Origin of the sequence: Corynebacterium sp. HMSC059E07 (assembly GCF_001814395.1) — a bacterium.
Lineage (GTDB): Bacteria > Actinomycetota > Actinomycetes > Mycobacteriales > Mycobacteriaceae > Corynebacterium > Corynebacterium hesseae.
This window is the reverse complement of sequence record NZ_KV816315.1, coordinates 63,900-77,531: the sequence shown is the minus strand read 5'-3', so window position 1 is coordinate 77,531 and position 13,632 is coordinate 63,900. Positions and strand designations below refer to the sequence as shown.

The 13,632-nt window shown below is 64.0% G+C and carries 11 protein-coding genes and 1 pseudogene; 11 read left to right on the top strand and 1 reads right to left on the bottom strand.

Annotated elements, in window-relative coordinates; all coding sequences use genetic code 11:
- Positions 1 to 4: 4 nt before the first annotated feature.
- A complete protein-coding gene (locus HMPREF2967_RS13115) occupies positions 5 to 172 on the bottom strand; it encodes a hypothetical protein (RefSeq protein ID WP_154736589.1) in 168 nt (55 codons plus the stop codon).
- Positions 173 to 184: 12 nt separating this feature from the next.
- Here HMPREF2967_RS13115 and HMPREF2967_RS13110 point away from each other — a divergent pair, with 12 nt between their 5' ends.
- The 11 genes and pseudogenes from HMPREF2967_RS13110 to HMPREF2967_RS07585 all read left to right on the top strand — a co-directional run bounded on the left by HMPREF2967_RS13110 (position 185) and on the right by HMPREF2967_RS07585 (position 13,535).
- A complete protein-coding gene (locus tag HMPREF2967_RS13110; RefSeq protein ID WP_141746424.1) occupies positions 185 to 559 on the top strand; it encodes a hypothetical protein in 375 nt (124 codons plus the stop codon).
- 541 nt (positions 560 to 1,100) lie between these two features.
- Positions 1,101 to 1,259, top strand: a pseudogene (locus HMPREF2967_RS07630) (protein tyrosine phosphatase); the annotation flags it as partial.
- 94 nt (positions 1,260 to 1,353) lie between these two features.
- The gene (locus HMPREF2967_RS07625; protein ID WP_070685893.1) at positions 1,354 to 3,315 is read left to right on the top strand and encodes a glycosyltransferase; all 1,962 of its coding nucleotides are present in this window, start codon (positions 1,354 to 1,356) and stop codon (positions 3,313 to 3,315) included.
- Positions 3,305 to 3,832, top strand: a complete 528-nt coding sequence (locus HMPREF2967_RS07620; RefSeq protein WP_070517733.1) for a phosphatase PAP2 family protein — start codon at positions 3,305 to 3,307, stop codon at positions 3,830 to 3,832. The genes HMPREF2967_RS07625 and HMPREF2967_RS07620 overlap by 11 nt, the downstream gene beginning before the upstream one ends.
- Entirely contained in the window at positions 3,829 to 4,836 is a 1,008-nt protein-coding gene (locus HMPREF2967_RS07615) for a decaprenyl-phosphate phosphoribosyltransferase (RefSeq protein ID WP_070523811.1), read from the top strand. The genes HMPREF2967_RS07620 and HMPREF2967_RS07615 overlap by 4 nt, the downstream gene beginning before the upstream one ends.
- A gap of 48 nt (positions 4,837 to 4,884) precedes the next feature.
- Complete coding sequence (locus HMPREF2967_RS07610; RefSeq protein WP_070685891.1) at positions 4,885 to 6,630, top strand: arabinofuranosyltransferase AftB family protein; 1,746 nt, start codon at positions 4,885 to 4,887, stop codon at positions 6,628 to 6,630.
- A 144-nt stretch (positions 6,631 to 6,774) separates the two neighbouring features.
- Complete coding sequence (locus HMPREF2967_RS07605) at positions 6,775 to 7,806, top strand: alpha/beta hydrolase (RefSeq protein ID WP_070685889.1); 1,032 nt, start codon at positions 6,775 to 6,777, stop codon at positions 7,804 to 7,806.
- 302 nt (positions 7,807 to 8,108) lie between these two features.
- Complete coding sequence (locus HMPREF2967_RS07600) at positions 8,109 to 10,022, top strand: alpha/beta hydrolase-fold protein (RefSeq protein ID WP_369816029.1); 1,914 nt, start codon at positions 8,109 to 8,111, stop codon at positions 10,020 to 10,022.
- Positions 10,023 to 10,032: 10 nt separating this feature from the next.
- The gene (locus tag HMPREF2967_RS07595) at positions 10,033 to 10,557 is read left to right on the top strand and encodes a hypothetical protein (protein ID WP_070685887.1); all 525 of its coding nucleotides are present in this window, start codon (positions 10,033 to 10,035) and stop codon (positions 10,555 to 10,557) included.
- A gap of 54 nt (positions 10,558 to 10,611) precedes the next feature.
- On the top strand, positions 10,612 to 11,550 hold the full coding sequence (locus HMPREF2967_RS07590; protein WP_070685885.1) for a cutinase family protein: 939 nt from the start codon (positions 10,612 to 10,614) through the stop codon (positions 11,548 to 11,550).
- 125 nt (positions 11,551 to 11,675) lie between these two features.
- Positions 11,676 to 13,535 carry a FadD32-like long-chain-fatty-acid--AMP ligase gene (locus tag HMPREF2967_RS07585; RefSeq protein WP_070685883.1) on the top strand — a complete coding sequence of 620 codons (1,860 nt, stop codon included), beginning with the start codon at positions 11,676 to 11,678 and terminating at the stop codon, positions 13,533 to 13,535.
- Positions 13,536 to 13,632 lie beyond the last annotated feature (97 nt).

Sequence of the window (13,632 nt, the reverse complement as noted above, 5' to 3'; positions counted from 1 at the left end):
AGGACTATCGCTCCGGTCCGGTACCGGTGCAGTGGTCCCGCCACGCCGTCCCGGTCAGCGGGTCCTCGACGATGCCCTGGGCGACAGGGGCGTAATTGAAGCCGTAGTGCTCGGTGCGGTGGGCGGGGCACACGTCTTGGACGGTGATGTTGGTGACGCCGGGTTCCCGCACGAAGGAGTTTTAGTGGGGGAGCACGGCATTGTCGTGCCGCGTGCCCAGGAAGGTGTACCGCACGCTCGGTCGAGTGATGTCGCCGATGGTCAGCTCATTCAGCAGCATGGAACCGGAGATCTGCTGTTCCCAGGCAAGCGCGTTCGTTTTGCCGGCGTTTCGGGAGTATCCGTGGCGCATCTCGGGGTGGACGTCAAAGCGATCGGCTGCGCTGTGCTCCCGGGGCCCGTGGTTCGAGGCACCGGTACCGATGAGCTGTTCGACGACCCGGTCCCGGGAATGAGGATGACGGGCAATTCACCGTCCCGGGGTGGCACCGGAAGTCGTTGGCGCCGGGGGCACCAGACTGGGCTTGGCCATGGACAGGGCCCGGGCGGCCGCGGGTGAGGTTTGCCGGCGGCCGGGCCACCGGTCGGGAAACCGCCGTCCGACAGCGACGAGGGGATTCTCGTCACCTCGTCGGGGCGTGTTCCTATATAGGTTGTGAACTCCACGGGTGGGCTTGGGGCCTGACCCCCGGAGAGTAGACACGTCGGGGGTCAGGCCCATCCTTGGTTCCTCATTGGGGCATGTGATGGCGGGGATTTCTCTGAAGGTTTCGTTTTCCCTTGCTGGCGTTCTTTTTGCAGCATTTCTTGTTTGTACCGGCGTTTATCTCACTTGGGGAGCAGTTGGGAAGAGGTCCGCTAAAGTCGACTCTTTGAGCTGACTGAAATAGGAAGAAAGACACACTGATCATGTGTTGCTATGAGGAGTATCCTTCTTATTGCACAGAGTTAATAGTTGTCAGTTAGCGAAAAATTAGTCAGTATTGTTCTCTACTTTCTCAATCTCCCTCCGATTCGACACTCTCTTGAGCCTCTGACAATTGCGGCCACGAGTTCGTGACCATCGAGGTCGATTTCCTTTTGGCGCCGCAATCATAGGCGACGAAGTCGGCAAGGACATCAAGATTTGGGATATCGCTACGGCAGAAACCGTAGAGGAGACCCGCGAGCTGGCTGACGACCTCGGCGCCCGCGTGCTTTACATGCTCAACCGTCTGGGCATCGAACCCATCTCGGAGGATGCACCCCTCTCGGCTTAGCTTTCAGCCGCGTGGGAACTCAGCTGAAGAGTGCGAAACCACTAATCTTGGTTCCTGAATACTGTCGAAACCTGTGTGGAGAACCGAAGATATCGTGACTGCCAACAATTCTGCTGCGCGCGAAACGCTAGAACCCGTACAGCGCATCCTGCTGCCCAAGCGCGGCGAGCCGGTCGACGTCCGCATGCTCTACCTCATCGAGTCTGAGCAAAACCGCGAGCGCCTCAGCTGGAGCGGCCGCACCACTGTAACTATCCCCGCCGGCGAGGAAGCCTCCTTCGAGACCTACTTCAATGCTTTCCCGGCCGCCTACTGGCGCCGCTGGTCCCAGCTGAAGTCCATCGTGCTCGTGATGGACGTCGAGGGCGAAGCCAACATTTCCCTCTACCGTTCCAAGCAAGACGGCCAGCGCATCGCCGTGGCCAACCACGTGGTGACCACCGGCCACCACGAGTTTGAGCTGCCCCTGAAGAACTTCGAGGACGGCGGCCTGCTGTGGTTCGATGCCTCTGCCGTTGAGGACACCGTGCTTACCGACGCCGCTTGGTGTGCCCCCCACGCCCCGAACCCGCAGCTCCTGCCGGACGGCAGCGAGTATCCGGCGCAGGAGAAACGTGTGGCCGTGGGTATCCCGACCTTCAACCGCCCCACCGACGCCGTCGCGGCGCTGCAAGCGCTGGCGGAGGACCCGGTGGTGGACGGCATCATCGACTACGTCCTTATGCCGGACCAGGGCAACCAGCACCCGGCGGACGAGCCGGGCTATGACGAAGCGGTGGCGCACTTTGGCGAGCGCTTCCGTGAGTTCCGCCAGGGCAACCTGGGCGGCTCGGGTGGGTATTCCCGCATCATGTTCGAGGCGCTGGAGAACACTGACTCGCCCTACATTCTCTACATGGATGATGACATCGCCATTGAGCCGGATTCCATCCTCCGCGCAGTCCAGGCAGCGCGTTATGCCGCCAAGCCCTTCATCGTGGGCGGGCAGATGCTGAACCTGCAGGAGCGCTCCCAGCTGCGCACCACTGGCGAGCGCGTGAACCGCGCCGACTTCATGTGGGGCGCGGCCGAGCAGGCCGTATACGACCACGACTTTGCCAAGTATCCGCTGCGAGCTATCGGTGACGCGCAGTCCCACCTCGACCCGAAGAAGTATGATTCCCGAGCGCTGCACCGTCGCGTCGACGTGGAATACAACGGCTGGTGGATGTGCCTCTTCCCGCGCGTGGTCGCCGAAAGCATCGGGCAGCCGCTGCCGCTGTTCATCAAGTGGGATGACACCGAGTACTCCCTGCGCGCCGCCGCCCACGGTTTCCCCACGGTGACCTGGCCGGGTGCGGCCATCTGGCACATGGCCTGGGCGGATAAGGACGATGCCATCGACTGGCAGGCCTACTTCCACCTGCGTAACCGCCTCATCGTGGCGGCCCTCTACCACGAGGGCGATGCGCGCGGGATCACCAAGTCCATCTTCAAGTCCACCCTCAAGCACACCATGTGCATGGAGTACTCCACCATGGCCATCCAGCTGGAGGCCATGAAGGACTTCCTCGCCGGACCGGAACAGCTCTTCGACATCCTGGAGTCCTCGCTGCCGCGCATCGCGGCGATCCGCAAGGAATTCCCGGATGCCGTCATCATCGAGTCGGCGGATCAGCTGCCCGCGCCCACCGGCGCACCGGGCGTGCCCACCCGCAACATCGGCGGCCGCCTGGGCAAGATCAAGAAGATTCCGTGGCTCATCAAGTCCGCCAAGCACCTGGTCACCAAGGAAGACCCGGCGCACCACGAGGCACCGCAGCTCAACCTCACCCCGGAGGAGGCCCGCTGGTTCACGCTCTCCCGCGTGGATTCCGCCACCGTCTCCACCGCGGGCGGCACCGGCGTGGCCTTCCGCAAGCGCGACCGCGAGCTAGCCCTCGAGCTGGTGAAATCCACCCGCGAGCTGCTCAAGGAAATCGAGGAGAACTTCGATGACCTGCGCGCCGAGTACCGCGCGGCCCTGCCGGAGCTGACCTCCCGCGAGTCCTGGCGAAAGGTCTTCGATGCCCAATAAGCTTTCTGTCGCCGAATCCCACGTCCTCGAGAAGATTCAGGACGTGGCCTTCGAGGCCCCCGGCGTTCTGCCCACCGCGCGGGGCTTAAGCCACTTCGGCGAGCACGCCCTGGGCTGGCTGGCTCTCTCTGGTCTGGGTGCTGCCGTGAATTACCAGAAGCCGGCGCGCCGCCGCCAGTGGGTAGCTGTTGGCGTGGGCGCTTTCACGGCGCACGCGGCCAGCGTTGTGATCAAGCGCATTGTGCGCCGCAAGCGCCCGGACTATGACTACGTCAAGGTGGGCGTGAAAACCCCGTCTAAGCTGTCCTTTCCGTCCTCCCACGCGACGTCGACAACCGCGTTCCTCGTGGGCGCCGCGCACGTTCTGGGAACCCCGGCACCGCTCGTTGGTGTGCCGGTCATGATGGCCTCGCGTATGGTGCTCGGGGTACATTACCCATCCGATACGGCGTTCGGCGCCCTGCTGGGAGCCGCCACCGCGGAAGCATGTCACCGCTATGAAAGGAAGACCGCATGAGCGAACGACCAAACCGCGTCGACGACGGTGAGCAGAGAGTCTTCCACTCTGAGCCGCACACCTCCGGCATCGATACCGGCCGCAAGCGCAAGCCCCCGAAGAACCTCGCCGACGGCATGGTCAAGGCCCTGCGCCCCAAGCAGTGGGTCAAGAACGTCCTGGTCTTGGCCGCCCCTGCGGCCGCGGGTGCGGACTCGCTGTTCCATTCGCGCGTGCTTCTCGACGTCCTCCTTGCCTTCATCGTCTTCTGCATGGGCGCGTCCTCCATTTACCTCATCAACGATGCCCGCGATGTGGAGGCTGACCGTGCACACCCGACGAAGCGCTTCCGCCCGATCGCGGCGGGCGTGCTTCCGGTGGGCCTGGCCTATGTCATGGCGGCCGTGCTCATCATCGGCTCGATTGGCCTGTCCTTCCTGGCCACGGCCGGTCTGCAGCTCGCCATCGTCATGGCTATCTATATCGGCCTGCAGCTGGGCTACTGCTTCGGGTGGAAGCACATGCCGGTGATCGACATCGCCCTGGTGTCCTCCGGTTTCATGCTGCGCACCATGGCCGGCGGCGTGGCCGCGGGCATTGAGCTTTCCCAGTGGTTCCTGTTGGTGGCCGCGTTCGGCTCCTTGTTCATGGCCTCGGGTAAGCGCTACTCGGAGATCCTTTTAGCCCAGCGCACGGGCGCCAAGATCCGCAAATCCCTGGAGGGCTACACGCCCACCTACCTGCGCTTCGTATGGACGCTGGCGGCTACTGCCGTGGTTATGTCCTACTCCCTGTGGGGCTTCCAGCTCTCCAACGAGTCTGATGGGCCGGCCAGCGTGTGGTACCAAATCTCCATGGTGCCGTTCACCATCGCCATCCTGCGCTATGCCGCCGATGTGGACCGCGGCAATGGCGGTGCACCAGACGAGATCGCCTTGGAGGACCGCGTCCTTCAAATTCTGGCCCTGGTGTGGCTGGCATGCATCGCCATGGCGGTCTACATCATGCCGGTAATGGTGGGCTAGCCAGCGGCGATCGGGAACAGGGCAAGGCAAGTGCTAAACTCTCTCCTCATGCGAAAATCCGATACACGTACCGCGGCCGCGCTCAGCGCGCTGGCCTCGGTCATCGTGATCGGAGTTTTCTCGTTTTGGGGTGGATTCGCCCGCCGCTGGATCTCCGACGACGGCCTGATCGTCCTGCGCACTGTGCGCAACCTCGAGGAGGGAAACGGGCCCGTCTTCAACGCGGGCGAGCGCGTGGAGGCCAATACCTCGACGCTGTGGCAATACCTGATCCTCCTCGTGCGGTGGGTAACGAACGCCCCGCTGGAATCCATCGCCGTCAACCTGGGCCTCGTGCTGGCGGTTGCGGCGATGGTGCTAGGGGCGTGGGCCACGGCACGCGCCTTCTTCCGCTCGGGCCAGTTTGCCGCACCGCTGGTGGCTCCCGCGGGTGCGCTGGTCTACCTCGCGCTGCCCCCGGCCCGTGACTTCTTCACCTCCGGGCTCGAATGGGGCCTGTCCATCTTCTACCTCGCGGCCCTGTGGGCGCTGCTGCAGCACTGGGTGCAGTCCCGCGATAGCGCCAGCGCCTACTGGCTAGCGCTGTGGGCCGGGCTGTCCTGGCTCGTGCGCCCGGAGTTCGCGCTCTACGGCGGACTGGCCGGCCTGCTGCTCTTGGCGGCACACCGTAATTGGAAGGCGTGGCTGGGCATCCTCGGCGCGGCCCTTCCCATCCCTGCGGGCTACCAATTCTTCCGCATGGGCTACTACGGCCTGGTGACTCCGCACACGGCGGTGGCCAAGTCGGCGTCGTCAAGCGCGTGGGGCAGCGGCCTGAACTACCTGAAGGATTTCGTGGGGCCTTATGCCCTGTATCTGCCCGTTCTCGTGCTGGTGGGTGCGGCATTGTGGACCTTCCGCACCCAGCTGCGCCCGGCGGCGCTGCGCAGCGCCACGACCGTGACCTACCTGATGGTCGGGGCCGCGGCGGTGCACGTGCTGTACGTGCTGCGCGTCGGTGGTGACTTCATGCACGGCCGCATGCTGCTGCTGCCGCTCTTCGCCGCGCTTCTCCCCGTTTTCGTGCTGCCGCTCAAGGGCCTTGTGTCTTCGCTCGCGGTGGCCTTCTGTGCGGTGTGGGCATTCATCATCGTGCTGCGCGGGCATCCGACGGATTGGGATGCCTATGAAAAGCCGCTGTCCATCGTGGACGAGCGTGATTTCTGGACCTATGCCACCAACCGCGAGGCGGGCCACCCGCCGCGCTCGGCGCGGGATTACCTGGGGATGAAGTTCATGCGCGGCTATGAAGAAGCCGGCGAGAAACTCGTCGGCGGAGATGCCCTGGCCACCATCTATGTGGAGGATAAAGAAAAGGACCTGCTCAACTGGCTCACCGTTCCGCGCGAGCCGGGAATGAACGAACCGCCGACGGTGTACTTGGTGAACTTGGGCATGACGTCGATGAACGCGCCGCTCAATGTCCGGGTTCTTGACACGATTGGTCTGGCTACGCCGATGGCCGCACGCATGCCCCGCGAGGAAGGCGGGCGCGTGGGCCACGACAAATCCCTCGAGCTGGAATGGCAAGCAGCACTCACGGGCGCGGACATCGAGTATCTCCCGCCGTGGTATGACAAGGACAAGACCCGCCAGGCGCGCGCCGCGCTGGACAGCCCAGAAGTGCAGGAGCTCATCGCTTCCTATAGCGCGCCCCTGACATGGGAGCGCTTCCGCGCGAACCTAGCTTTCTCGCTGACCTCGGGGCGCACGCTCATGCTGCCGTCTGACCCGAGCGAGTATCCTGTCCATTAGCTTGGCGTGAGCTGGGGAGCACCCCCATGGGTAGGCGAAAATTGCCAGGGTGCGTTACGCTAAACAAGATTCTTGTTATTGATCTGTAACTATCGCTGGCGTGTTGGCGATGTAGTAGTGGCAGTAAAAACGTTAAGGAGAAACATGAGTTCACTAAGCTCTGGCCTGCGGACTCGGGTCCTCTCAGTGGTGGCAGCCATCGCTGTGGCTTTGGGCCTGGTAGTGACCGCGGGTACGCAAGAAGCATCCGCCGCCAACCGGGACTGGCTGCGTGGCGACGCCACCGGTGCCTGCGAGTGGGACCGCGTCGGCTACTGGGTGCAGCGCTGCGACGTGTGGTCCCAGGCAATGGGCCGCAACATCCCAGTGCAGATCCAGCCGGCTAAGAACGGCGGCAACGCAGGTCTGTACCTGCTCGATGGCCTGCGTGCTACCGATTCCACCAATGCCTGGATCAATGACGTCAATGCCGCACGCACCTATGTCGACCACAACATCACCCTGGTGATGCCGGTGGGTGGCGCAGCGTCCTTCTACGCGGACTGGAACGGCCCGGCCACCTATGACTTGGTCAATCCCGTCAACTACCAGTGGGAAACCTTCCTGTCCCAGGAGCTGCCGGCCTACCTGGAGGGCAACTTCGGCGTGGCCCGCAACAATAACTCGGTTGCCGGCCTGTCCATGGGCGCTACCGCTGCCATCACCCTCGCTGGCAAGCACCCGGAGCAGTTCCGCCAGGCGCTGTCCTACTCCGGCTACCTCACCACTACCTTGCCGGGCGCTCAGACGTTCATGCGCTTGGCGCTTCTCGACGCCGGCGGCTTCAACATCAACGCCATGTACGGTTCCATCATCAACCCGAAGCGCTTCAGCAATGATCCGTTCAACCTGATCCCGGATCTGGCTGCGCACGGAACGGATGTTTATGTCTCCGCCGCGTCCGGCATCCCGGGGCCGGTGGATCAGCAGCGCTACCGTCCGGAGCACATCGCGGCCGGCGTGGCCCTGGAAGGCTTTGCCAACGGCACCACCCGCCTGTGGGAGCTGAAGGCCCGCGCAATGGGCGTTCGCCTGCAGACGAATTACCCGGCACAGGGCCTGCACAACTGGGAGCAGTTCGGATACCAACTCGAACGCTCCAAGCCACAGGTGCTTAACGTAATGAACGCTTGGTAATCATCTCCTGCGTGGCCGCCGTGCTCTTGAGCACGGCGGCTTTTTCATAGCCATGGTGGGCGTGTCCCCCTTCCCAAAGTCTCAAGTTAAACTTAAACTTGAGAACACATTAGACCGCTCACTACGCGTACGGTGGCGAGTTCCGCAGGAGGGGAACCTGCGGAGCCCGCTCGCGGTAGCGCGTGCCCTCATCTCGATTTACCCCTAACAAGGACTCTTCAATGCCGAACACTGCGTCAACTCAGCCCCGCCGGTCCGCCAAGGCTTCCGGCCTGCGTTCCCCGTCCGCAGCCCGCAAGGGCCTGACCATTGCTGCACTGCCCACCGCCGTGGCCGTGGGCTTTGCGCTGCTGCCTATTGCAAACGCGCAGTCTTCCGGCTCTTCCAGCGACGGAATTACTGATCTTCTGGGCAGCTCCAACCTCTCCGATTCCTTCGCCCCGTCCAATCCGCCGCAGCGTACCCCGGTGGAGACGGAATACCCGAAGATCGAGGGCTTGCCGGAGGGCGTGTCCGTGTCCCGCGTTGAGTACCTGACCAACCGCCACCTCAAGGTCTACATCAAGTCCGCCGCCATGCCGGACAAGGAGCAGGTTGTGCAGATCCAGCTCGCGCGTGACTGGTACTCCAACCCGGACAAGACCTTCCCGGAGGTCTGGGCTCTTGATGGCCTGCGCGCCCGCGACGACGAGTCCGGCTGGACCATCGAGACCAACATCTTGTCCCAGTACGCTGACCGCAACGTCAACCTCATCATGCCGGTGGGTGGCGAGTCCTCCTTCTACTCCGACTGGCAGAAGGAAGACAACGGCAGGCACTACATGTGGGAGACCTTCCTGATGAAGGAACTCATCCCGATCCTGGAGAAGGGCTACCGCTCCAATGGCAAGCGCGCCGTCACTGGCATCTCCATGGGCGGTACCGCCGCTGTCAACCTTGCTGAGCGCAACCCCTGGGCCTTCAAGTACGTTGGCTCCTTCTCGGGCTACCTCGATACCACCACCACCGGCATGCCGGAGGCCATTACCGCCGCGCAGGCCGATGCCGGCGGATTCACCTCCACCAACATGTGGGGTGACCTGTACTCCCAGGATTGGATCGACCACGATCCGAAGCTGGGCATCGAGAACCTCAAGGACATGAAGGTCTATGTCTCCGCCGGTAACGGCAAGGATGACTACGGCCAGATCGGCTCGGTGGCCAAGGGCCAGGCCAACATGGCCGGCGTGGGCCTGGAGGCCATCTCCCGCATGTCCACCCAGACCTTCGTTGATTACGCTAAGCGCGCTGGCGTCGAGCCGGTGGTCAAGTTCCGTCCGACCGGCGTTCACAGCTGGGAATACTGGCAGTTTGAGATGACCGAGGCATGGCCTTACATCGCTGATTCCCTCGGCCTGGACAAGAGCGACCGCGGCGCGGACTGCACCCCGGTTGGGGCCATCGCTGAGGCCACCAAGTCCGGCATCATCGGTAGCTGCGTGAACAACGAGTATGACGTCGCCGAGCGCGGCAAGGCCCAGGACTTCCAGGCTGGTACCGCCTACTGGTCCCCGGAGACCGGCGCACACGCCGTGATCGGCCGCATCGGCGCTCGCTACTCCGAGCTCGGTGGCCCGACCTCCTGGCTGGGCTTCCCGACGACCGGCGAGGAAAAGACCCCCGACGGCCGCGGCCGCTACGTCCACTTCGAGCACGGCTCCATCTACTGGACCCCGGAGACCGGCGCTTGGCCGATCCCGAAGGACTTCTTCGATGCATGGGGCAAGAACGGCTTCGAGGGCGGCGACCTCAAGTACCCGGTTGCCGAGGCCCGCAAGGTCGGCGACGGCCAGGTCCAGGATTTCGAGGACGGCGTGCTGACCCGCAACCCGGACGGTTCCTTCCACATCGTCCACGGCGCCATCGGCGCGAAGTACAAGGAGCTGAAGGCTGCTGAGTCCGAGCTGGGCTTCCCGGTTGGTGAGGAAAAGGCAGTCAACGGCGGCTTCTTCCAGGAATTCGAGCACGGCAACATCTACTGGTCCATGGACTCCGGCGCGCACTACATCCTCAAGGGCAAGATCTTCGACGAGTGGGGCAAGCACGGCTGGGAGCAGGGCGAGTTTGGCTGGCCGACGGAGGACTACACCTCCATTCCGGCCGGTGGGCTGACCCAGTCCTTCCAGCATGGCGTCATCCGTGAGGTCATGGGCCAGGTCCAGGCGGATAAGAAGTAGGAGAATCGCCATGCGTCTTTTCTCCGCGCGTCCCGCCGCGGCAGCCGGTGCAGCGACGCTGCTCGCCGCCGGTGCCCTGTTGAGCGGTTGCGGTTCCGCCACCGTCGAGGAGGGCGAGGCCACCGACACCTCCGTGGCGCCGTTGGAGCGTTCCTCCGCGGCGAGCGGCGGGGCGTCGGCAAGCTCGGCGTCAGCTAGTGGGGCGTCGGAAAGCTCTTCGTCGGCGTCGCGCACCGAAGAGGAACAGGACGGGGAGCCGGAAGACCGCGGCGCACGAGAGATCTCCGAGATCCCCGCCCCCGCTCCCGCGCAAGGCCCAGAACAGGACTTCCTGGCTGCGGTGGCGAAGGCCGGCGTCAACGTCGACGGCGTGGAAGACCAAGTGGTGGGTGCCGCGCAGGCCTCCTGCCAGGGCGATGCCGTCACCGCACCGGCAGTGGCCGGACAGCTCATCGAGCAGGGCCGCACCGAGCTTAGCCACGAGGAACTAGTCCGGCTCATTACCGAGCAGGGCCGCAAGCTCTGCGCTCAGTAACGTGGCAGGGATTTTCCAGACAATCCCGTGCCTTCTCGAGGTAGAAATTTCTTCATGCGTAAAACACTTACCGTCCTTGCCGTCGTTGTTCTCCTCGCCGTGATTGGCGGGGGAGCGGTCCACTTCCTCAACACCCGTGAGGAAGGAGAGCAAGGAAACCTTGCGGAGCCCGCCCCCTCCCAGGAAGAGGGGGAAGCAAACCCGAGCCCGGAGCAACCGGATTGGTGCCCGCGCGTAGAGTTCATCTCCGCGCCGGGAACGTGGGAATCCGCTGCGGACGATGATCCGATCAACCCGGGGGCGAACCCGAACTCCTTCATGCTGTCGATTACGAATCCGCTGAAGGAGGCCTACGTTCCCGAGGACGTTAAGGTGTGGACGCTGCCGTACACCGCGCAGTTCAAGAACATTAACGCGCAGCACGAGATGAGCTACGACGATTCCCGCAACGAGGGCACCTCGCGCCTAGAAGGCGAGCTGACCTACATGCACGAGACCTGCCCGAACACGAAGTTCATCCTGAGCGGCTTTTCGCAGGGCGCGGTCATCGCGGGTGATGTGGCGGACCGAATCGGCGGCGGCAACGGGCCCGTGCCCGCAGAGAGCGTGGCGGGTGTCGCACTCATCGCGGACGGGCGGCGCCAGGACGGCGTGGGCATTAACCCGGGCGCGCACGTCGGCGGCGTGGGCGCGGAGATTGCCCTGCAGCCGGTCTCGACGTTGATTCAGGGCATCGTCCCGGGCGCCACGATGCGCGGTGAGCGCGCCAACGGTTTCGGAACGCTAGCGGACCGCACCTTCCAAATCTGCGCGCCGAATGACTCCATCTGTGATGCACCACTGGACGTTAGCAACGGCCTCGAGCGCGCCCGCGATCTCATCGACGCCAACGGCGTCCACGCACTGTACGCCTCTAATCCGGACACCATCGAAGGCACCACGGCCAACCAATGGGTGACGCAGTGGGCCAAGGACACCATCGACGCACAATAGCGCTTGGCGACGTCCCGCCTGCGCGCCATGTAACGGTCGGCGTAGTCCTTCTGATATTTTTAATGTCAAAAGTACGTGATGCAGGGGTATGTGCCCCGCTCTACCCTACGAAGGAGCTTTCCCACATGGACCTGAAAGCCTTGATCGGCCAGTTCTTCGACGAGAAGGGCAACATCGCCCTGCCGCCCCACCTCACGTTGGCGGGCCTTGCCGAACACGTCTATGCCGCGGAGCAGCAGGCGGGTATCCCGGATCGCCCGGTCATGCGCCAATGGGTCTATAGCGATAACCCGGAGGGAACACCGCGCGATATCACCCGCTCCCAGGTCAATACCCGCATCAAGGCAGTGGCTGCGCGTCTACAACAGGTGGGCAAGATGGGGGACCGCGTGGCGATCCTGGCGGGCAACTCGCCCGAGTACATCTTCGGCTTCCTTGGCGCGATGTACGCGGGCATGACCCCGATCCCGCTCTATGATCCGAACGAGCCCGGCCACACCGACCACCTGCGGGCGGTCTTTGGTGACGCTAACCCGTCGATCGTTCTGACCAATAACATCTCGGCCGCGGCGAACCGCGCATACTTCTCGGACCGCCCGGCGGCCGAGCGCCCACGCATCATCTCCATCGACTCCCTGCCGGATTCCCTGGCGCAGAGCTGGGTGAACCCACTGGAGACGGAGGAGGGCAAGGCGGCCCTGGCCGCGCTGCAGACCGCGCCGGTGGACCACCCGGCCTTCCTGCAGTACACCTCCGGCTCCACCCGGACACCTGCGGGCGTGCTGCTGACTAACCGCAACATCATGACCAACGTTCTGCAGATCTTCACCGCGGTGCAGATCAAGCTGCCGGCGCGCGTGGTGTCCTGGCTGCCGATGCACCACGATATGGGCATCATCCTGGCGGTCTTCGTGACGATTCTGGGTCTCAACCTGGAAATCATGACGCCGCGTGACTTCGTGCAGCAGCCCAAGCGCTGGATTGATCAGCTCAAGCGCCAGCCTATCGATGAGCAGCTGCAGGGAACCTATGCCGTGGTGCCCAACTTCGCCCTCGAGCTCGCTGCGCGCTACGGCGCCCCGGCGGAGGGGGAGAAGCTGGACTTCAGCAACGTCGATGGCATCGTGATCGGCTCGGAGCCGGTGACCGAGTCTGCGGTGAATTCCTTCTGGGAGACCTTCGGCAAGGAAGAGTTTGGCCTGCGCCGCGATGCCCTGCGCCCGTCCTATGGCATGGCGGAGGCTTCGTTGATTGTCACCACGCCGCAGACTCCGGAGCGCCCGGTCATTTCCCACTTCGACCGCGAGCGTCTGGTCGAGGGCGAGGCGGTCATCGTGGAGAAGTCCGCGGACTCCGTGGCCTATGCCTCCTGTGGCCAGAGCGTCGTGGCCCAGCACCTGACCATCGTGGACCCGGAGACCAAGACCGAGCTGCCGGATGGCCGCGTGGGCGAAATCTGGCTACACGGCGAGAACCGAGCCGCCGGCTACCTGGACCGCGCGGAGGAAACCGCCTCGACCTTCCACAACACGCTGGGGGAGCGCTTGGCGGAGAGCACCCGCGTGCCGAATGCCCCGGAGGACAATAACTGGTTGGCCACCGGTGACCTCGCGGCAATCGTGGATAACCAGCTCTACATCACCGGTCGCCTCAAGGACCTCATCGTGGTCGCAGGCCGCAACCACTACCCGCAGGACATCGAGGGCACTGTGCAGGAGGCCTCGGGCCACGTGCGTGCGGACTCCATCGCGGCCTTCTCCGTGGAGGGCGGCAGCACCGAGGAGCTCGTCTTGCTCATCGAGCGCGCCGATGGCGCCAACCCGGCCGATGACGCCGCCGCGTCCGAAGCCATCCGCTCCGCGGTCTCCGCGAACCACGGCGTGACCCCGGCGGTCATCCAGTGGTTTAACGCAAACGAGATCAAGCGCACCTCCTCGGGCAAGATTGCCCGCCGCGTGGCCAAGAAGATCTACCTCGCTTCCTAAAGCCCACGCCGCTTAAACCCCCGTTCCCGCGCTACTGCGGGGCGGGGGTTGCTGCTGCCTGTGGGTATGTCGGTTATGAAACCCAAGTTAACAAAGT